At 50.3% G+C, this 18,958-nt stretch carries 21 protein-coding genes and 3 tRNA genes; 10 read left to right on the forward strand and 14 right to left on the reverse strand.

Going from position 1 to position 18,958, the window contains the following annotated elements:
• The first annotated feature begins 23 nt into the window (after positions 1-23).
• The 8 genes from IE054_RS11865 (at position 24) to rssA (ending at position 7,496) form a co-directional block, all read left to right on the forward strand.
• Positions 24-503 carry a FixH family protein gene (locus IE054_RS11865; RefSeq protein ID WP_189406699.1) on the forward strand — a complete coding sequence of 160 codons (480 nt, stop codon included), beginning with the start codon at positions 24-26 and terminating at the stop codon, positions 501-503.
• A complete protein-coding gene (locus IE054_RS11870) occupies positions 503-2,878 on the forward strand; it encodes a heavy metal translocating P-type ATPase (RefSeq protein WP_189406660.1) in 2,376 nt (791 codons plus the stop codon). The genes IE054_RS11865 and IE054_RS11870 overlap by 1 nt, the downstream gene beginning before the upstream one ends.
• Before the next feature lie 9 nt (positions 2,879-2,887).
• Entirely contained in the window at positions 2,888-3,097 is a 210-nt protein-coding gene (gene ccoS / locus IE054_RS11875; protein WP_189406661.1) for a cbb3-type cytochrome oxidase assembly protein CcoS, read from the forward strand.
• A complete protein-coding gene (locus IE054_RS11880) occupies positions 3,084-3,758 on the forward strand; it encodes a sulfite exporter TauE/SafE family protein (RefSeq protein WP_189406662.1) in 675 nt (224 codons plus the stop codon). The genes ccoS and IE054_RS11880 overlap by 14 nt, the downstream gene beginning before the upstream one ends.
• 33 nt (positions 3,759-3,791) lie before the next feature.
• Positions 3,792-4,520 carry a fumarate/nitrate reduction transcriptional regulator Fnr gene (gene fnr / locus IE054_RS11885; protein ID WP_189406663.1) on the forward strand — a complete coding sequence of 243 codons (729 nt, stop codon included), beginning with the start codon at positions 3,792-3,794 and terminating at the stop codon, positions 4,518-4,520.
• A gap of 83 nt (positions 4,521-4,603) precedes the next feature.
• A complete protein-coding gene (gene uspE, locus IE054_RS11890) occupies positions 4,604-5,527 on the forward strand; it encodes a universal stress protein UspE (RefSeq protein WP_189406664.1) in 924 nt (307 codons plus the stop codon).
• 80 nt (positions 5,528-5,607) lie between these two features.
• Positions 5,608-6,558, forward strand: coding sequence for a tRNA 2-thiocytidine(32) synthetase TtcA (ttcA, locus tag IE054_RS11895; RefSeq protein ID WP_189406666.1), 951 nt, complete (start codon positions 5,608-5,610; stop codon positions 6,556-6,558).
• Positions 6,555-7,496, forward strand: coding sequence for a patatin-like phospholipase RssA (gene rssA, locus IE054_RS11900; protein ID WP_189406667.1), 942 nt, complete (start codon positions 6,555-6,557; stop codon positions 7,494-7,496). Before ttcA ends, rssA begins: the two co-directional genes overlap by 4 nt.
• On the opposite strand, the gene IE054_RS11905 is transcribed toward rssA, so the two are convergent.
• The 7 genes from IE054_RS11905 to IE054_RS11935 all read right to left on the reverse strand — a co-directional run bounded on the left by IE054_RS11905 (position 7,485) and on the right by IE054_RS11935 (position 12,619).
• Entirely contained in the window at positions 7,485-8,120 is a 636-nt protein-coding gene (locus IE054_RS11905) for a DUF2987 domain-containing protein (RefSeq protein WP_189406668.1), read from the reverse strand. The two genes, rssA and IE054_RS11905, sit on opposite strands and share 12 nt — an antisense overlap.
• Entirely contained in the window at positions 8,117-8,908 is a 792-nt protein-coding gene (locus IE054_RS11910; protein ID WP_189406669.1) for a glucosaminidase domain-containing protein, read from the reverse strand. The genes IE054_RS11905 and IE054_RS11910 overlap by 4 nt, the downstream gene beginning before the upstream one ends.
• Positions 8,901-9,641 (reverse strand): stress protein, encoded by a 741-nt coding sequence (locus IE054_RS11915; RefSeq protein WP_189406670.1) that lies wholly within the window; start codon positions 9,639-9,641, stop codon positions 8,901-8,903. The genes IE054_RS11910 and IE054_RS11915 overlap by 8 nt, the downstream gene beginning before the upstream one ends.
• Positions 9,642-9,699: 58 nt before the next feature.
• Positions 9,700-10,323 (reverse strand): LysE family transporter, encoded by a 624-nt coding sequence (locus IE054_RS11920; protein ID WP_189406672.1) that lies wholly within the window; start codon positions 10,321-10,323, stop codon positions 9,700-9,702.
• Between the two features lie 13 nt (positions 10,324-10,336).
• Positions 10,337-11,059, reverse strand: coding sequence for a Sir2 family NAD+-dependent deacetylase (gene cobB, locus IE054_RS11925; RefSeq protein ID WP_189406673.1), 723 nt, complete (start codon positions 11,057-11,059; stop codon positions 10,337-10,339).
• Positions 11,056-11,886, reverse strand: a complete 831-nt coding sequence (locus IE054_RS11930) for a sulfurtransferase (protein ID WP_189406674.1) — start codon at positions 11,884-11,886, stop codon at positions 11,056-11,058. The genes cobB and IE054_RS11930 overlap by 4 nt, the downstream gene beginning before the upstream one ends.
• A gap of 85 nt (positions 11,887-11,971) precedes the next feature.
• A complete protein-coding gene (locus IE054_RS11935) occupies positions 11,972-12,619 on the reverse strand; it encodes a MarC family protein (protein WP_189406676.1) in 648 nt (215 codons plus the stop codon).
• A 239-nt stretch (positions 12,620-12,858) separates the two neighbouring features.
• Here IE054_RS11935 and IE054_RS11940 point away from each other — a divergent pair, with 239 nt between their 5' ends.
• Together IE054_RS11940 and IE054_RS11945 are read left to right on the forward strand one after the other, a co-directional pair.
• Positions 12,859-13,275: a YeeE/YedE family protein gene (locus tag IE054_RS11940; protein WP_189406677.1), complete on the forward strand. Its 417-nt coding sequence runs from the start codon at positions 12,859-12,861 to the stop codon at positions 13,273-13,275.
• A gap of 12 nt (positions 13,276-13,287) precedes the next feature.
• Positions 13,288-13,713 carry a YeeE/YedE family protein gene (locus IE054_RS11945; RefSeq protein WP_189406678.1) on the forward strand — a complete coding sequence of 142 codons (426 nt, stop codon included), beginning with the start codon at positions 13,288-13,290 and terminating at the stop codon, positions 13,711-13,713.
• Positions 13,714-13,727: 14 nt separating this feature from the next.
• On the opposite strand, the gene IE054_RS11950 is transcribed toward IE054_RS11945, so the two are convergent.
• The 7 genes from IE054_RS11950 to IE054_RS11980 form a co-directional block, all read right to left on the reverse strand.
• Positions 13,728-13,814: transfer RNA gene (locus tag IE054_RS11950), tRNA-Leu, on the reverse strand.
• A gap of 63 nt (positions 13,815-13,877) precedes the next feature.
• Positions 13,878-13,951 (reverse strand) — tRNA-Cys (locus IE054_RS11955).
• 136 nt (positions 13,952-14,087) lie between these two features.
• Positions 14,088-14,163: transfer RNA gene (locus tag IE054_RS11960), tRNA-Gly, on the reverse strand.
• Between the two features lie 390 nt (positions 14,164-14,553).
• Positions 14,554-15,120 carry a CDP-diacylglycerol--glycerol-3-phosphate 3-phosphatidyltransferase gene (gene pgsA / locus IE054_RS11965; protein WP_189406679.1) on the reverse strand — a complete coding sequence of 189 codons (567 nt, stop codon included), beginning with the start codon at positions 15,118-15,120 and terminating at the stop codon, positions 14,554-14,556.
• A gap of 68 nt (positions 15,121-15,188) precedes the next feature.
• Positions 15,189-17,006, reverse strand: a complete 1,818-nt coding sequence (gene uvrC / locus IE054_RS11970; protein ID WP_189406681.1) for an excinuclease ABC subunit UvrC — start codon at positions 17,004-17,006, stop codon at positions 15,189-15,191.
• 7 nt (positions 17,007-17,013) lie between these two features.
• Positions 17,014-17,658, reverse strand: coding sequence for a UvrY/SirA/GacA family response regulator transcription factor (gene uvrY, locus IE054_RS11975; protein ID WP_189406682.1), 645 nt, complete (start codon positions 17,656-17,658; stop codon positions 17,014-17,016).
• A gap of 234 nt (positions 17,659-17,892) precedes the next feature.
• Positions 17,893-18,600, reverse strand: a complete 708-nt coding sequence (locus tag IE054_RS11980; RefSeq protein ID WP_189406683.1) for a pirin family protein — start codon at positions 18,598-18,600, stop codon at positions 17,893-17,895.
• Between the last annotated feature and the right edge of the window lie 358 nt (positions 18,601-18,958).

The raw sequence follows: 18,958 nt of genomic DNA on the forward strand, positions 1-18,958 counted from the left end.
TTATAGTTATTAGAGATGTAGTGATGAACAAACCCTGGTACAAACAGTTCTGGCCCTGGTTTTTGATTGCCGTTCCCGTAGCCACATTTATTATGAGTGGGGTGCTGCTTCATTTTGCCACCAGTACCGAAGACTCACTGGTTGTGGATGACTACTACAAGGAAGGTAAGGCCATTAACATCAGTCTTGATAAAATTGCTGTCGCAAAAAAGAAAAATATCACCACTGATCTGCGAATTAGCGACGGCGCAATTACTCTTACTTTTCACTCCGGTATCCCACAACAGGGCCTGGCACTAAAACTGGCGTTCTATCACACAACATTGCAGGACAGGGACACGGTGGTCATGTTGTCCCGCGATGCTGCCGGTCTCTATCGCGGCTATACCGACAAGTCGCTGAATGGTAAATGGCAAGTAACCCTGACACCGGTAGATGAAAACTGGAAAATTCAGCAAACCCTTCGCCTCCCTCAACGCGGCGCGATTAAGTTTAATCCCTGATGAATGATAAGTCACATTGCTATCATTGTGGCCTGCCTAATACGATGGGTGACCGCTATCAGTCTGAGATCCTGGGTGTTACGCGTTCGCTATGTTGCCCGGGCTGCAAGGCCGTGGCAGATGCGATTGTGGCGAACGGGCTGGAAGATTATTACAAGTTTCGCACCGAGCCAGCTACGCAGGGTGATCCCGCCCTCACTGAAACGCTGGGCAAACTCGCTGTTTATGATGAACCTGCTGTGCAGGAAGAGTTTGTGTTTGATGAGGGTAAACACAAGCAGATTCAGCTGACACTGGAAGGGATAACCTGCGCCGCCTGTGGCTGGCTCATTGAAAAGCAGCTTAGCCATTTAGCAGGAATACGGCAGATTGCGGTCAATGTACAGGAACGGCGCGCACTGGTGACCTGGGAGCCCGACACACTCGCTTTGTCGCAAATTCTCGCTGCAATTAATAAAATTGGCTACACAGCCACGCCCTTTCATCCCGATCAGCACGAAGCGGCCTACAAACGTGAAGATAAAACATTTCTGAAAAAACTGGGACTGGCCGGGCTGATGACCATGCAGGTAATGATGCTAATGACCGGCCTTTATTTTGACTGGTTTGGCAACATTGAAGCTGAAACCCGCCAGTACTTTCACTGGGTCGCGCTGGTGTTAACCACGCCGGTGGTGCTTTATTCAGGCAGTACGTTTTATCTGGGGGCTATTAAAGCACTGTCGGCGAAAACGGTTAATATGGATGTGCCGGTTACGCTGGCCGTCTTCGGTACCTATGTCGCAGGCCTGAAATCAACCCTGCTTGAGCGTGGCGATGTCTATTTTGAATCGATTTGCATGTTCATCTTTTTGCTGTTGCTCAGTCGGTTTCTTGAACACCGCAGCCGACACCGGGCGGCGCAAATATCGGCAAATATGACGCATTACATTCCGGTTTCGGCCAATCGGCTGGAGAACGACAACACGGTGTCGCAATGCCTGGCTAAACAACTTGAGGTCGGCCAGAGCGTGCTGGTCAGGCCAGGAGAGACAATCCCCATTGATGGTACGGTCATAAGCGGTCAGTCAGCCGTGGATGAGTCCATGTTAACGGGTGAGTTTTCACCGGTTGAGAAAACTTCCCGGGACAGTGTTTACGGTGGCACCGTTAACCAATCCGGATCACTAACCATCCGGGTTAGCAAAACGCTTAAACATGCGCTGGTCAATCAGATTGTGCGCCTGCAGGCGCAGGCGATGGCCAGCAAGCCTAAGGTTGCACAGCTCGCCGACACATTCTCCCGCTACTTTGTGACGGGGGTACTGCTTATTGCCGCCCTGACCTATGGCTACTGGTACTGGCAGGGCAGCCCGGATGCGTTCTGGATCACCATTGCCGTGCTGGTTGCGACCTGCCCGTGCGCGCTTGGACTTGCAACACCGTCTGCGCTGACCTGCGCCATGGCGAGGCTTAATAAGCATGGAATATTACTTAAGCGGGCAGATGTACTGGAGCAGATAACCACTATTACGGCTATTGCACTGGATAAAACCGGCACCCTTACCGAGGGTCAGTTCAGTATTACCAGACAATGGACACCGGACGGTGTTGCAAGTGACCAGATCCTGTCGATAGCTGCAACACTCGAATCCCGTTCTGAGCACCCTATCGCCAGAGCGTTCGATGCTGACAACCTGCAGGCTATTGAGCGTTTTGCTGTGACACCCGGCGGTGGTGTCAGCGGATCAATTGCAGGCCAGCATTACCTGATGGGCTCTCCGGCATTTTGTGAGACCCCCATCCCACCACTGGACTTCACCCCCAATGTGCTGCTTGTGTGCAATGACACTGTGATTGCCGCGTTTTTAGTGAATGACACACTGCGGCCGGATGCTTTAGCAACCCTGCGTGAGCTCAAGCCATTCACCCTCACGATATTAAGCGGTGACAGTCAGACCAATGTCGACAGCATAGCCGCTGCACTGCCGATTGACGTAGCCACCGGTGCGCTGACACCAGCACTTAAATACGAGGCCGTTCAGGCGCTCCAGAATAAAGGAGAACGGGTAATGATGCTGGGTGACGGGGTCAACGATGCGCCTGTACTGGCCAGCGCCGATGTGTCAGTGGCTGTTGGTAACGCCACAGACGTAGCCAAAACAGCCGCAGACGTCATTTTGCTGGGTGACAGCTTGTCATCTGTCCCGGAACTGGTCAAAATCGCAGCAAAAACCCGCAGTACAATCCGACAGAACATGCTCTGGGCGCTTGCGTACAATGCGTTAATATTACCCTTTGCAGTATCAGGGTTACTCAGTCCATGGATGGCCGTTGTCGGGATGTCGGTCAGCAGTATTATAGTAGTAAGCAACTCAACACGGCTGCTAAAGTAAGGTAACGTTATGAGTATCATCTATGTTCTTATTCCCATTGCCATTATTCTGGTAGCGCTGGCTATTGTGATTTTTTTCTGGGCGGTAAAGTCTAATCAATTCGAAGATTTGGATCGTCAGGGCTACAATATTTTGTTTGACGACGACCTGCCGCCCGAAGAGAAGAAACTCGCCGAGCAACGCAGAATAAACCAGGAACGTAAAGATGCCGGAGATTAGTGGCTTCTCCGCGTTTCTTATTGGTCTTGCCGGCGGTGTGCACTGTGTGGGGATGTGCGGGGGAATTGTAACCGCCCTTCGCGCCGCAACCCCTGATCAGAAGAACGCTTTTCCCTTTACGCTGTCCTATAATTTCGGTCGAATTACAAGTTACACCCTTGCCGGGGCACTGGCAGGCGGACTGGGCCAGCTTACAACGGCTGTCTTACCGTATGCGGCTATCGGGTTAAGTTTATTCAGTGCCATAATGCTCGCGTGTCTGGCACTGTATCTCGGTCAGTGGTGGCAGGGTTTACGTCATCTGGAACAGGCTGGCGGCAAACTGTGGCGACATATTCAGCCGCTGTCGGTGCGCTTTATTCCGTTTAAAACACCCTGGCATGCCCTGCCCTATGGTTTCATATGGGGCTGGTTACCCTGTGGACTGGTTTACTCCACCCTTACCTGGTCACTCACCGCAGGTACGGCTTTGGACGGCGCCATGCTGATGTTGTGCTTTGGGCTGGGCACTTTGCCCACGTTACTGGCGGCCAGCCTGGGCGCCAGCTACCTGGTTATGGCCTTTAAGCACCCAAAATTCAGACAGGTTATCGCATTGAGCCTGTTCATATATGCGTTTTTCTTGATTTATCGTATTATGGGTAGTATCAGTGCCTTGTGAAAATATTTTGTCGTAAAACGGACGTTTCTAATTATGAGCAAAACGAGTGAATTTTCCATTCATTGCCAGAATTGCAGCTTCAGTCATTTGTGTCTGCCCGTCGCCCTTGATAAGACTGAGGTCGAATCGCTGGACGATATTATTGAGCGTAAAAAGCCTCTGCATAAACACGATACACTGGTGCACACGGGAGAAACGTTCACCTCGCTGTATGCTGTTCGAACAGGCTCTTTTAAGTCTTTTGTTACCAATGCCGATGGTGAAGAACAAATAACCGGCTTTCACTTTCCGGGTGATATTATCGGCTTTGATGCGCTTCGTGAGAATAAGCACCAAAGCTACACCCAGGCCCTTGAAACGGCCATGGTGTGTGAACTCCCATATGACACTCTCGATGAGGTGTCGGTGAAGTTTCCCAAACTTCGTCATCAAATTATGAGCTTTATGAGCGCCGAAATTAAGCAGGACCATGACATGATGATGCTGCTTAATAAGCGCACTGCAGAAGAGCGCCTGTTATTTTTTATCTATCACCTGTCGCGTCGCTTCGAGGAGCGTGGCTTTTCAGGTAAACAGTTTCATCTGAGTATGACCCGCAGTGAAATTGGAAATTACCTGGGTCTGACCATTGAGACCATTAGCCGGCTGCTTACCCGTTTTCAGAAAGAGGAGATCATTCAGGTAGAAGGTAAACTGATTAGCATTGTTGACTTTGATGCTATGGACAAAAAACTGGGTGGCGTCGTGGCTCGCCGCGCCTGATCCTGTAAATCTGATCCAGAACAAAGAAAAATTCCCAATAGCGTATAGACTTAAGCTATATGGAGTGTGTTCAGGAGAGACAGATGATCAGTTGCAAACGTATACTCGCCGTTATTGAGTCAGACCGCGAAACGCAGCCCGCACTCTCACGGGCCAAAGAAATCGCGGATAAAACCGGTGCCGCCATTACTGCCATGCTGGTAGTTTATGATTTCTCTTACGACATGACGACCATGCTGAGTCAGCAGGAGCGCGAGGCAATGCGAGATGCCGTTACAAAAAATCGCGCAGAATGGCTATCGACGTTACTCACTGAACGTAAGTTTTTTGATGTAGAGGTCGTGGTAGAATGGAACAGTACGGCGTATGAAGCCGTGATCCACCACGTACTTGATGAGAAGCATGACCTGGTAGTCAAAGCCACCAAGCCACATAATGATTTTTCGTCTGTCATTTTCACGCCAACCGACTGGCACCTGATGCGCAAATGCCCTACTCCCGTTTTGCTCGTCAAAGATCACGACTGGCCTGAAGACGGGAATATCATTGCCGCTGTCAATGTTGGCTCTGAGGACGAGGAACACAGCCAGTTAGATGACAAAATCACCCGGTACGCGAGAGAATATGCGGCACTGTTAAGCGGGCATGTAAATCTGGTTAATTCTTACCCGTCTACGCCCTTGAATATTGCCATAGAAGTCCCCGAATTTGATCCCGAAACCTATAATAACGCGGTCAAAAATCACCATCGTGAAGAAATGGCATCGCATGCGCAGCGTTTTGATATTGATCCTGATCGTTGTTATGTGAAAGAGGGGCTGCCCGAAAAAGTCGTGCCGGCAGTCGCTAAGGATATTGATGCTGAACTGGTCATTATTGGTACGGTAGGTCGTGTCGGGCTTTCCGCAGCACTGATTGGTAACACAGCAGAGCATGTTATCGATGAACTGAACTGCGATGTGTTAGCGATTAAACCGGACGGTTTCGAATGCCCTGTTCGACGCTAAGAATTCACGACAGACAATAGAAGCTTCGGCGCCGCTTAGTTATAATACCGCCCTATTTGCAGTAACAGGCTAACACTATTATGACCGCAGACGCACAGCAGCACGATCCGGCACACGCCTCGTCACGCTCGCAGAGCAAGCAGAAATACAGCTTTAATAAGCTCCAGAAGCGACTTCGCAGGAATGTGGGTAAAGCGATTGGCGACTTCGGGATGATCGAGGACGGTGATAAGGTCATGGTGTGTCTGTCGGGTGGTAAAGACAGTTATACAATGCTTGATATATTACTGTTTTTAAAGAAGATTGCGCCTATTCACTTTGATATTATTGCCGTCAATCTTGACCAGAAACAACCGGGGTTTCCAGAGCATGTTTTGCCGGAGTATCTGGACGGGCTGGGTGTTGAATACCGAATTGTCGAAGAAGACACCTACTCAATCGTCAAAGATAAAATTCCGGAAGGTAAAACGACCTGCTCACTGTGTTCGCGTTTGCGCCGCGGTATTTTATACCGCACCGCCACTGAGCTGGGCGCAACAAAAATCGCCCTAGGGCACCACCGTGATGACATGCTCGAAACTTTTTTCCTCAACATGTTTCATGGTGGCAAGCTAAAATCTATGCCGCCCAAGCTGGTCAGTGATGATGGTAAACATATTGTGATAAGGCCACTGGCCTACTGCAGCGAAAGTGATATTCAGCGTTATTCCGACAAGGCAGCGTTTCCCATCATTCCCTGTAACCTGTGCGGATCTCAGGAAAACCTGCAGCGCCAGAATGTAAAAGCGATGCTGCAAGACTGGCACCGCCGATTTCCGGGGCGCATCGAGTCAATGTTCAGAGCGCTACAGAATGTCGCACCCTCGCACTTAATAGACAGTGCACTGTATGATTTCAAAGGGATTGAAACAACTGGCGAAGCCGTTGAAGATGGTGATACAGGCTTTGATCCGCTGTCGTTTACTGAGCCGCAAGTTAATGCTAGTAATAACGCTATCAACATTGTGAATGTAACGGATTCGCTATCATGAAAGTAGGTATTGCGCTTGGCGCCGGTGCAGCGCGAGGCTGGACGCATATCGGCATAATTCAGGCACTGGAAAAGTTAGGGGTTAAGATTGATGTCGTTGCAGGCTGCTCTATTGGCGCGTATGTCGGTGCTGCTTACGCAAGTGGCAGGCTTGAACCGCTAAAGCAGTGGGCCTCTTCGCTTTCAGAGTGGCAGGTGTTATCGCTGATGGGCGTTGGGATCCGGCGTGGCGGTATTGCCAGTGGCCAAAAAGTTTTTGATAAGCTGGCCAGTGACTTTACAGTTCCGACGTTTGCTGAAATGGAAAAGCCGTTTGCTGCTGTAGCAACTGATCTGTATTCAGGTCGTGAAGTTATTTTTAATGAAGGGGACGTAGGTGACTCGATCCAGGCGTCCTGTGCAATCCCTGCCCTGTTCAGTCCTATTGCGTATGAAGATCGCTGGCTGGTCGATGGCGCGGTGGTTAACCCGGTGCCGGTAAACCTCTGTCGGCAACTAGGCGCAGACTTCGTTATCGCCGTTAATTTGAATGCTGACTTTCGGCCTCAGCGGCTTGAAAAGCTACGCATCGAGCACGAAGAAATTCAGAAGAAAACGGACGACTTTTTTACAAAAAGCCAGAACGTGGTCAGACAATGGTTTTCACCGGAAACCAAGCCCAATAAAGTCAGCCCGCCTGGTATCCTCAGTGTGATGAGCAGTTCACTGGAAATATTGCAGGCGCGGGTGACCCGGTCCCGGCTGGCAGGCGATCCGCCGGATGTACTGATTGAACCCCAGCTCACCGACGTCGGGCTGATGGAATTTCACCGGTGTGAAGAACTGTGTGTTCGCGGTGAGGAGACGGTAAACCGCCTCGCTGAACAAATCCGCTATCAGCTGGTACTCAACCCACCCGATGAAATTGATGAGTTGCCTAAAGAGTCATCAGTTCCCTGAGGTTTTCGCAGTAACGCGCATGGGGGCGTGCGGCAGCCTGAGTAACCGTGCGTCCTCCAGCCACTCCTCGCTAAGAATCAATGTCCCCTTATTAATGCGTGGTGCATAGGGCACAGCCGCATCCAGATAATCATCCTCAAACTGAAAAACCAGCCCTTCAACCGACGGCATCATAAAAGACAGGAAGCTGCCCATTTCGTTGAAAAAAGCACTGTACTGGTCCATCAGAAGTTCGAGATCATCAACACTGTACTCCTGCTTTAAGTATTCCGGCCGGGTTTCCAGTTGCACGGACATATCACACTGGTTGGCTGGATCGCCTAAATCAATGGCCACCACGGCTTCGGCCAGTTTGAGCGCGCGTTCTGTGGGCACCGTGAAGCGGTACTCGCCGGTGACATCCAGTGGTAGTGTTTTCTTATCCGTTACAATATTGGCGTCGCGGATTTCACACAGCCGGCCCTCTCCCACTTTCACAAAACCGAACGCAAATTGCAGCGCATTAGTATCCTCATCATCGAGCTTGCTTACATGGCTGTAAAACCGGCTATACTCCACTTCAATGACATCGGCAGCCGCGGGCAGCGCCAGCGCGAGTAATACTATTCCCCAAATCGCCCTCATTCTGCTAAATACTCCTCATTGTATCTGATCATGTTCTGCAGCTCTTCGACATAGGCCGCACCACGCTCTGAATAATTCATTAAACCTTCGGCCAGTGCAACGCCGGAAATTGGGATCTGATTTGCTCTCAGACGGCTGCGGATCTGCCTTAAATCGCTGTATGCCTCATGCCGGTTAAGGTTACGCATATAGGTATAAGTTGCTTTGGACAGGTTTTCAAATTTTGCCACTTCGTGACTGGCATCCTTATTACGTCGCGATGGCACAAAGCCACAGCCCTTTTGGAAGCACCACAGACCAAAAAAGTTGTATCCTTGCTGAGCAAAGCGACTGGTGCCCCACGCCGACTCATTGGCAGCCTGTGCCAGTACCAGCTCAACCGGCAATACATCTACTTTTTGTAAAAGCGACAGGATCCGTGCTTTGGTCGACTGCTCTGATTCGACACGATATTCTTCCGTGAGCCAGTTAAGTCGTTGCCGTTCATCCTCGTCCAGCGACTCCTCGGCAAGCACTTTGCGTAACAGGGTTTGCAGATAATGACGCAGTGATAACAGGTACGCGTTCTGTTTTTCTACCTCCGGCATCAGGTAGCGATAAAAGGCAGCTTTTTTCTCCCTTATATCGTTGTACTGCGCAAAGTCCGGAACCGGCTTACTGGCCTCTTTGGTTTGGGGGACTTTGAGAATATCCGGCTCACTGGTTGCCAGGATCCAGGCATTAATAACAATGACTGCCAGGATCCCCAGTGTTATCAGAACGATTTTAATGGTTTCGCGTTTATGCATCGAAGCTGGTCTCTTTACCCTCAGCCTGCGTGGCCGGGATTTCGTTTGCCGGGCCAAACAAGTCGTTATACAGCAGGCCTATAGTACTGAAATAAAAGGGCAGTACCCAAATCAGTGATAACCCGTAGGTCGGGATCGCGGTGGCAAAAAGCAGTAATAAAATCCCCATAAGTGCCAGCATATGGCCAATGTGACGATTCACTGTTTTGATTGATACGATAAGCGCACTCAGCGGGCGCAAGCCTTTGTCCGCAACCAGTGGCAAAGTAAACACCGTTGCCACCCACAAATATACGCCAGGAATGATTAATAAGCCCAGTCCCAGTTGCGTCAACATAGAAGCAAGCAACTGAGCCAGGGCAAGGACCAGCACCTGAGGCAAAAAAGTGAACACGTGAAAACCGCGCACATCATTGCCGCGTGCCGCATAACTGCCCATCATATACAGCCCTGTCTGCAATGGCGCCATCACCAGCACCCCTGCTATCTGAAAAAGCACGCGCTGGGTAGGTGTGATGCCTTCAGGCTCGGTGATATCAAAGGCTGTCGCAAGAATAAGACTTAACCCAACCAAGACGACAAAGAGTATTACCGAAGCCTGCAGCATTGCCGCAAAGTGTTGTTTCAGCTGAGTATTAGCCCGGCCTAAAACAGACTTAATATTGAAGTGGTAGTCGCCACGAAGCGCACGGTTAATGCCGTCATCGTCCTGATTTTGCTGATTGTTTCCCACGTGATCCTCAGTACATCATTCACATCGGCAGGCAGTATACCTGACATTGTGCTGTGATTCAGTCGATAACCAGTTTCGCTGCAAGTCCCAGTAATAACAGGCCCATTAAGCGATCGAGCCAGTACCCTTTTTCACCAATGAGCCTCGCTACCCGACTGGTACTTAACAGATAAGACAGAAAGCAAAACCACAACGCTGTTGCCAGCGCTAAGTATAGGCCATACGCCAGTTTCACTGTCTGCGGCGTCTCTGCATCAATGATAGCGGTAAACAGCGAAAGGAAAAACAACGTCGCTTTTGGATTAAGGCCGTTGGTTAAAAAACCGATGCCAAAGGCTTTGCTGGGAGAAATCATGGAGACGTCTGAGACAGTGTCTTGCGGTTGTGAAGGTGTTGGGCCACTTCTTAGCGCGCCAACGGCCAGGTACAACAGATAGGCCGCAGCCGCGTAACTGAACACCGTATACAGCCACGGGGTTGTTGCAATCAGTACACTCAGCCCCACCAGGGAATAGGCAACGTGCAGCAATATCGCAAGGCCTATTCCTAAACTGGTATAGATAGCGATACGACGGCCATATGCGACACTATTGCGCACCACAACAGCAAAATCCGGTCCCGGACTGGCAACGGCGACCAGGTGGACCAGCGCAATTGTCATAAACTCGTTTAGATACTCCATCGAGCCAGTTCCGCTAGTTTTTAAGATTTTCAAGAAAGTCAGAGACAAAAGCGGGCACTACCTCAGAAGCAGGCCCCTCGTAGCTTTCATCAAACACGTCGGCACGGCCAGTGCCCTGCAAATTCAGTTCGACTGTAGTAGCCCCCGCATCCCGGGCCACTTCGACAAATCCGGCTGCAGGGTATACCTGTCCTGAGGTACCAATGGCAATAAAGTAATCTACCTTGCTAAGCGCCATAATAATATCATCCATATGCATTGGCACTTCGCCAAACCAGACGATATCAGGACGCAGGCTGGCTGTGACCGAACAACACGGACACGGCGTAGCAGCATCGAACGACGCTGACCAGTCAAACTGCTGCCCGGTATGCATGCAACGGGCAGACAGCAGCGTGCCGTGCATATGCAAAATCCGCTTGCTGCCACTTCGTTCGTGCAGGTTATCGACATTTTGCGTAACCAGTAACAGTCTGTCACCCAGCGCACGTTCCAGTTCGGCAAGGGCCAAATGCGCATCATTAGCGCTGACGTCAGGCGACATAAGCTGTTCACGCCGTGTATTGTAAAAGCGATAGACAGTGTCAGGATCGCGGGCAAAGGCTTCAGGCGTAGCGACATCCTCAAGCCGGTGATTCTCCCACAACCCGTCGTTATCCCGAAACGTCTTTAATCCGGATTCTGCTGATATCCCTGCACCGGTTAAAATGACCACGTTTGGCAGCGAGGCGCTCATGCTGTAGCAACCGGGTATTGGGTATCCGCTCCCCACTCGGACCAGGAACCGTCATACACACTAACCTCACTGGCGCCCAGCATTTTTGCCGCAACGCCAATAATACAGGCCGTAACCCCAGAGCCACAGGTGCAGATGATAGGTTTATTCAGATCGATTCCCGCCTGTGCAAAAGCGCTGCGCAACTGCGTCTCCTTTAGAAACTGTCCGCTATCAAGCAGCGACTGATAATACAGATTCACTGATCCCGGAATATGGCCTCTTCGCACTCCTGCCCTGGGCTCCTCTGCGGTGCCTTTAAAGCGCTCGGGGCTGCGGGCATCAACAATTTGCGCGCCGGTATTTTGCGCTGCCAGTACTGCTGAGCTGTTGACGAACCAGCCTGACTGCGGCTGCGCTGAGTACTGACGCAGCGATAAACCAGGCTGCTCAACATCTACCGGTAATCCGGCCGCGCGCCAGGCTGGCGCACCGCCATCTAAAATAGTGACCTGCTCATGCCCCATGGCTTTTAGCATCCACCATACACGGGGTGCACAGTAGATCCCCTTGTCGTCATAGACCACAACGGCGGTGTCTTCTGAAATCCCCAGTCTGCCAAGGTAGGCCGACAGTACACTGGCATCCGGCATACTATGGGGCAGGCCACTGTTGTGATCGCTGCCGGCACCATCCAAATCAAAGTCCGCCGAGTCTGGCAACAGCCCTTCCACAGCATTGCCCTCATCCGGATTCAGTGGATTTTTCATCAGCGCGCGAAGCAGTTTTACCGGCTGAGCCAGCATTGTTTGTTCTAATTGTGTGGCAGTCACTGTCAGCTTTTGCATAGAATTCGCATCGTTTTCATTGGCATGCCGACAGAATACGTCGTTACGGTGACTGATTTCAACTTGCGGTTACCGCGGCCTGCCATTACCCCTGCTGAATTGCTGACGCAATATCAATCACGATGGGCTTAACCCCGGCAACAATAAATTCAATGGCAATAACCATTACAATCAGCCCCATGAGCCGCATCATCACTTTAATACCGGTATCGCCTAACAGCTTAATCAGTCCCGCAGCAAAATACAGGATGATGTAGGTGACAAGCAGTACGGCAAATATCGATGCGATAAGCATAACTTCGAAATTAAAATTAACAGCGTCGTCCATCAGAACAATGGCATTGGTTAGCGCACCGGGGCCGCAAATCATTGGGATCGCCAGTGGCGTAACAGAAATATCTTCAACGTAGGTTTTCACATCGTCGTCGCCCACTTTAATCCGTGACAACCGGGCCTGCAGCATGTCCATGCCCATCAGCAGAAATATCAGTCCGCCCACAATCCGAAAGCTGTTGACTGAAATATGAAAGAACGAGAAGAGCAACTGACCGCCCAGAGCAAACGCAATAATTACGACCAGCGACACCAGCAACGCTTTACGTGCAGTCTTCATCCGTTGCTGCGGAGATAATCCTGCCGTGAGAGTCATAAAGATGGGCATTACGCCAAGCGGGTTTATCAGGGTAAAAAATGATGTAAAGCATAAAAAACCAAACGACAGTAAATCCTGCATAACTTTTCTTGGCTCCCCGCATTAAAAGAAGGTGCGACACACCTGTTCGCAACGTCTTTAACCAATAAATATGACGCTAACCGCAACCGAGTGAAAATCGCCGCTACCCTACCTCACTTCGCCTTATTAAACAAAAGGCATTTGTCAGCAATAGCTTCAAAAACTGGGGCTTCACTTGAATATTAGTTATTTCTAATACAATATATATGCATAACATCTTATATTAAGAGAGGTATAACATGCAGTATGACACCATAGTGCAGGCACTGATTGGGGGCGCGCTAATCGGGCTTGGCGCGATTAGCCTTATGCTGTTTAACGGGCGCATTGCCGGCATCTCGGGAATTACGGCCGGTGCAATGACCGACCGCATCAAAGGGGGGGCCTGGCGCATCGCTTTTTTAGCAGGGCTGGTTGTCGCACCGTTAATTACGAGTGCTGCGCAGTTCAGCCTGCCCCAGTCTATTGACCTGAGCCTGACTCAGTTGGTGGTTGGTGGCCTGTTGGTCGGCATAGGCACACAGCTTGGCTCAGGCTGTACCAGTGGTCACGGCATCTGCGGGCTGGCACGGTTTTCAACCCGCTCGGTTATTGCAACTGCGCTGTTTATGGCCACCGCGGCGTTGACCGTGGCCGTCACCCGCCACATGCTTTAAGGTAAATCAGCTATGCTAAAACTACTCACCGCACTGATGTCCGGCTTATTAATTGGTGCCGGGCTGACAATTTCTACCATGGTTGACCCAAAGCGGGTTCTGGGTTTTCTGGATATACTGGGTAACTGGGATCCAACACTGATATTCGTGATGGGCGGCGCCCTGCTGGTTTATATGCCGGTTTACCAGCTGTATATAAAAAAGCACAAAACCACGCTTTTATCTGAACCATGCCAGATACCAGACAACCACAAAGCTGACAAATCGCTCGTTGTTGGCGCAATATTGTTTGGCATTGGCTGGGGACTGTCGGGGATCTGCCCAGGCCCAGGTCTGGCAAATTTAAGTGGTGGCAATGAAAAAATCTTCGCCTTTGTTCTGAGTATGCTCATCGGCATGCTGGCTCACCACTGGTGGGCGAAAAGTCGTGCAAACTGAGGTATATCTGGAAATGGTGCCCGGGGCCGGACTTGAACCGGCACGAACTTGCGTTCGAGGGATTTTAAATCCCTTGTGTCTACCAATTTCACCACCCGGGCATGGGCGCCGTTAAGCTTTAGGTGTCAGGATGTTACCTGAAAAACTGCCTGCGCAGTAAGAAGTGGAGGCGGAACCCGGAGTCGAACCGAGATCCACGGATTTGCAATCCGCTGCATAGCCATTCTGCCATTCCGCCATAAACAACGTATTTACGTTATCTATCTGTAATTTGGAGTGGGAAACGAGATTCGTAACTCGCCGGGAACCGGTCGCGACTCAGTCGCGAATTCACACTCTGCGCATCATAATTTCATTATTTTGCGACTTTAATTTGGAGCGGGAAACGAGATTCGAACTCGCGACCCCAACCTTGGCAAGGTTGTGCTCTACCAGCTGAGCTATTCCCGCACTCTTTTTGTTCGCGGACTCATCAGGTAGTTTTAAACTCTGCTCACCCTGCCAAGTCTTGGCAATCACGTGGTGACCAGGATTGTGCTCTACCAGCTGAGCTATTCCCGCACTCTTTTTGTTCGCGGACTCATCAGGTAGTTGTAACTCTGCTCACCCTGCCAAGTCTTGGCAATCACGTGGTGACCAGGATTGTGCTCTACCAGCTGAGCTATTCCCGCAGCCATTACGCAAGACGTTTGGACGTCCCGTTTAATGTGGGGAGCATTCTACCGTCACCTTCCTGACTGTCAATATAAAATCCAACGAATTTACCCGTAAATACTTATTTTGCTGATTGTTTGCAGTATTTTTAGCCAGGCTGGTGAAAGCCTGGCCAATGCTGGATATTTACTTTTTTGATGTCAGGTAAGGGATCGCCGCAATTGTGTAGGTGATCATCGACCATACTGATAATACGGCGGCGATATACAGCAAAATATAGCCGAGAGAGACCCAGTAGATAGGGAAGCCTGCCACCGTCTCTAAGCCTGACAGTAAGCCAATAAGTGCCAGCATTTGCGCGGTTGTTTTCGCTTTTCCAATAAACGATACCTTTACGGAATCACGGGCATTATTCTGTCCCATCCATTCTCGCAGCGCGGACACATAAATTTCCCGCATCAACAGGGCAATGGCAGGTATTGTGATCCACAGTGTCGCGTAGCTGTGAGTGATCATTAAAAGTGCCGCGCCCACGATAAGTTTATCGGCAACCGGATCTAAAAAGGCGCCAAACGGCGTGGACTGCTGTAATTTTCGGGCAAGGTACCCATCGAACCAGTCTGTGATGGCGGCCAGCCAGAAAATGAAAGCACCGGCCTCGTGCGCCCATCGCCAGTCGAGGAAGTACACCACAACAAAAACAGGGATCAACACGACCCTGAACAGGGTAACTAAGTTTGGGATTGTCCACATATCTACTTCTCTGACTGTTACGCGGCATGCGATTTTAATGTTAACCGGTTACGTTACACGCAACCCGCTTAGTGATGCAAATGATCATAAATGGTTTCAGCCAAATCGTTGCTAATTCCGGGTACGCTGGCAATTTCATCTTTACTGGCCCGTTTGAGGCCCTGTAAGCCCCCCATAAATTTAAGCAGTGACTGGCGCCGTTTGGCTCCGACACCCGGAATCCCCTCCAGTGTGGAGGTCGTTTTCACCTTCTGGCGGCGATTCCTGTGACCGGCAATGGCAAACCGGTGCGACTCATCGCGGATATGCTGAATAAGATGCAGCGCCGGAGAGTGACTCTCAAGACTGAGTATTTCGTGCGACCCCGCAAGTATCAGCTTTTCCAGGCCGGGTTTTCTGGACGTCCCTTTGGCCACGCCCACCAACAGCGGTTTTACATCCTGTGGCCAGTCTTCAAAAAACGTTTCCGCCTGGGCGAGCTGCCCTTTCCCGCCATCGATAAACAGCACATCAGGGATCTTCTGCCCTTCTTTTACCGATTTGTAGCGGCGCTTGAGTGCCTGTGCCATGGCTGCGTAGTCGTCTCCGGGCGTGATCCCCTCGATATTGTAGCGCCGGTAGTCACTTTTCAGTGGCCCTTCCCGGTTAAACACGACGCAGGACGCCACCGTCTGCTGACCAGACGTGTGGCTGATATCAAAACATTCCATGCGCTGAACCGGCTGATCACGTTCCAGTACCTCGTCTAAATCGACAAACCGTGCAAACACCGATTTCTGCTGGCCATACTGCGCCTCCAGTGCGGTCGTCGCATTTGCCTCAGCCAGTTTCAGGTAGCGCCGTTTCTCTTCTCGGGCCCCTTTAAAGAAGCTCACTTTATGCCCGGCTTCGCTGGTCAGCAAGTCAGCAATCGCTGCTTCATCGCTTAAAGATTGCGCCATGACAATCTGTTTTGGAATGATCTTATTACCCGCCAGATAAAATTGTAAGAAGAAAGATTCGAATATTTCATCTTCATCAGCGGTACTTGGCACTTTGGGGAAAAACGCTTTACTGCCTAATAACTGGCTGTCGCGTATAAACATTACCTGAATACAGGCCATGTTGCCCTTCACAGCAAAACCGAACACATCCATCTCATCCTGCGTACCGGATACCCATTGACGCTCCTGCACTTTGCGCAGTGCGTTGATCTGATCGCGGTAGCGGGCGGCCGCTTCGAAATTTAAATCAACACTGGCCTGCTCCATTTTATCGACCAGCGTGCCAATCACCTGCTGATTTTTACCTTTTAGAAACATCCGCGCCAGATTGACCTGATCGGCGTATTCCTCATCACTGACATAGCCCTCAACACAAGGCGCACTGCAGCGGTTCATCTGATACTGAAGACAGGGGCGGCTGCGGGCGCGATAATAACTGTCTTCGCACTGCCTTACCGGAAACAGCTTCTGCATCGAGCGCAGGCTCTCTCTGACAGCCCAGGCGCTTGGGTAAGGACCAAAATACTCCCCTTTTCGCTTTTGCGGGCCGCGATGAAAAGACAGCCTTGGGTGTTCATGATCAGACAGAAAAATAAACGGGTAAGACTTATCGTCCCGCATGAGTACGTTGTAGCGGGGCCGGTATTTTTTTATGAAATTGTTTTCCAGCAAAAACGCTTCGGTCTCACTGTTAACAACGGTGACGTTGATGTCCGCAATCTGACTGACCAGCGACCGAGTCTTGGCATTATCAACCTGCATCCGAAAGTAGCTGGCAACCCGCTTTTTGAGGTTTTTAGCCTTACCGACATAAATGACCTCATCCTGGTCATTGTACATACGGTAAACACCCGGCTGGTTTGTCAGGTGCTTTAAATATTCGCCGGAGTCAAAGTCGGTCATGCCAGCCTTATAGCAGGTTTGGATCGATGAGTTTGTGACGCAGTGCCAGATGCGTTAATTCTACGTCCGTTGTCACGCCAAGTTTATCAAACATGCGATAACGGTAGGTGTTCACGGTTTTAGTGTTGATGCTGAGCTCCGCAGCAATTTCAGGTACTTTCTGACCACGCGTGAGACGCAAGGCAATGTTGAGTTCACGGTCAGACAGTTCATCAAACGGATTGTCTGCACCGGGATTCAGTTTACTGATAGCGATACTGTGCGCGATATCGGGCGGCAAATACTTTTGCCCTGACGCGACTTTATAAATCGCCCGGATCATCTCATCTGGCTCAGCATCTTTAGTCAGAAACCCAAATGCGCCCGCCGCCATTACCTGCGAGGGAATTGGGTTTTCCTTGTGCATTGATAGACAGATAACCCGGATATTTTCTGCTATGCGATTTATCTTCTTGGTGGCTTCAAGTCCGCCGATACCCGGCATATTTACATCCATCAGAACGACATCAGGCGCTTTGCGTCTGCAATACTGCACAGCGTCTTCACCATTGCTGGTTTCAGCCAGCACGGCAAAATCGTCAACGTCTTCTAATATTCTTCGAATCCCGGTCCGGACCAGTTCATGGTCGTCTGCGAGAACTATTTTAATCACGGTTGCGGCTCACTGATGTAATTGTAAACTCTTATTCTAAGGAAGATGCGACACATCCTCTTGCATAATATCACGATATTTCAGTGAGTGAAGCGCCACTGGACAATGTAATCTTTAACTGCACAAAATTTTAGCAGACAACGAAAGTGCGAAAGATCTGCTTGTTTAGCAACAGAAAAATTGAATGTATAGCCGACCCGAACATATTTCAGGCGGCTATTAATTCCCCTTCAACTACGCATTAACCACAGGTAGATCAAACCAGATCGCCTCTGTGTCCTCTGTGGCAGTTAGATCAAGCGACGTGGCTTGCTCTACACCAATCGCATCTCCGGCGCCTAGCACCAAATCCGTGCCCGAGCCAGTAAGGGAAAGACTGCCACGAACAACATGCAAATAGCCAAATCGGTCATGACTTTTTAGCGGCAGACAGTTATCTTTTGCAAGCGAGACCCGGTATAAGTATGCATCCTGGTGAATACGCAATGTATTACTGCGGCCATCCGGAGACACCAGCGGTGTAAGCTCACCATTCCCGGTTATAGTCTTCTGCTCGTACTCAGGTGTAATGCCGGTTTTATCAGGGATGATCCATATTTGCAGGAAGTTAACCGGCTCATCTTCAGACGGGTTAAATTCACTGTGCAAAATCCCCTTCCCTGCACTCATTCTCTGAATATCGCCGGCTGGGATTTCGTAGTCGTTTCCGGTTGAGTCTTTGTGTTTCAGCGAACCTGAAATAACGTAACTGATGATTTCCATGTCTCGGTGACCATGGGTTCCAAAGCCGCGTCCCGGCGACACAATGTCGTCATTAATTACACGCAGCACAGAGAATCCCATATGTTGCTCATCATAATAGTGACCGAATGAGAAGCTGTGTTTACTTTGCAGCCACCCCATATCGACTGAGCCCCGTTCTTTCGCACGTCGAATATACATCTTCGTCTCCTGTTCATATTTTAACAGGATTAGTTTAAATTCTTATTTACGAAATAACATGTCGTAAAATATTAACCACCATTCTATTTATTAGAATATAAGGTTAATTGGAGGACGCCTGTGCAGGCCTGCTCAGAACCAGGTCCGTACCCACACGCACAAACAAAAACGCCCCGCTGGTGCGGGTAGGCAAATAAGCAGGAAAACAGATACAACGTGAGGGATTCACTCGCGCCCTCCCTGGCGCTCGCCCTTCGGGCAGCCTGCGGCTGTGCACCCGGGCTATCCTGCCCGGTTGTCGAACCCCAGGGGTCCGAACCAAGTCCGCACCCACACGCAAAAACAAAAACGCCCCGCT

It is taken from the genome of Alteromonas halophila (genome assembly GCF_014651815.1).
GTDB lineage: Bacteria > Pseudomonadota > Gammaproteobacteria > Enterobacterales > Alteromonadaceae > Alteromonas > Alteromonas halophila.

Bases quoted from the DNA above. Each gene is read 5' to 3' on its own strand.
- IE054_RS11910 (WP_189406669.1), bottom strand. From the start codon at position 8,908: ATGCATAAACGCGAAACCATTAAAATCGTTCTGATAACACTGGGGATC.
- IE054_RS11945 (WP_189406678.1), top strand. From the start codon at position 13,288: ATGCTAAAACTACTCACCGCACTGATGTCCGGCTTATTAATTGGTGCC.
- ccoS (WP_189406661.1), top strand. From the start codon at position 2,888: ATGAGTATCATCTATGTTCTTATTCCCATTGCCATTATTCTGGTAGCG.
- IE054_RS11920 (WP_189406672.1), bottom strand. From the start codon at position 10,323: ATGGAGTATCTAAACGAGTTTATGACAATTGCGCTGGTCCACCTGGTC.
- IE054_RS11880 (WP_189406662.1), top strand. From the start codon at position 3,084: ATGCCGGAGATTAGTGGCTTCTCCGCGTTTCTTATTGGTCTTGCCGGC.
- uspE (WP_189406664.1), top strand. From the start codon at position 4,604: ATGATCAGTTGCAAACGTATACTCGCCGTTATTGAGTCAGACCGCGAA.
- IE054_RS11870 (WP_189406660.1), top strand. From the start codon at position 503: ATGAATGATAAGTCACATTGCTATCATTGTGGCCTGCCTAATACGATG.
- IE054_RS11980 (WP_189406683.1), bottom strand. From the start codon at position 18,600: ATGTATATTCGACGTGCGAAAGAACGGGGCTCAGTCGATATGGGGTGG.
- IE054_RS11865 (WP_189406699.1), top strand. From the start codon at position 24: ATGAACAAACCCTGGTACAAACAGTTCTGGCCCTGGTTTTTGATTGCC.
- IE054_RS11940 (WP_189406677.1), top strand. From the start codon at position 12,859: ATGCAGTATGACACCATAGTGCAGGCACTGATTGGGGGCGCGCTAATC.
- IE054_RS11930 (WP_189406674.1), bottom strand. From the start codon at position 11,886: ATGCAAAAGCTGACAGTGACTGCCACACAATTAGAACAAACAATGCTG.
- uvrC (WP_189406681.1), bottom strand. From the start codon at position 17,006: ATGACCGACTTTGACTCCGGCGAATATTTAAAGCACCTGACAAACCAG.
- ttcA (WP_189406666.1), top strand. From the start codon at position 5,608: ATGACCGCAGACGCACAGCAGCACGATCCGGCACACGCCTCGTCACGC.
- IE054_RS11905 (WP_189406668.1), bottom strand. From the start codon at position 8,120: ATGAGGGCGATTTGGGGAATAGTATTACTCGCGCTGGCGCTGCCCGCG.
- IE054_RS11935 (WP_189406676.1), bottom strand. From the start codon at position 12,619: ATGCAGGATTTACTGTCGTTTGGTTTTTTATGCTTTACATCATTTTTT.
- pgsA (WP_189406679.1), bottom strand. From the start codon at position 15,120: ATGTGGACAATCCCAAACTTAGTTACCCTGTTCAGGGTCGTGTTGATC.
- rssA (WP_189406667.1), top strand. From the start codon at position 6,555: ATGAAAGTAGGTATTGCGCTTGGCGCCGGTGCAGCGCGAGGCTGGACG.
- cobB (WP_189406673.1), bottom strand. From the start codon at position 11,059: ATGAGCGCCTCGCTGCCAAACGTGGTCATTTTAACCGGTGCAGGGATA.
- fnr (WP_189406663.1), top strand. From the start codon at position 3,792: ATGAGCAAAACGAGTGAATTTTCCATTCATTGCCAGAATTGCAGCTTC.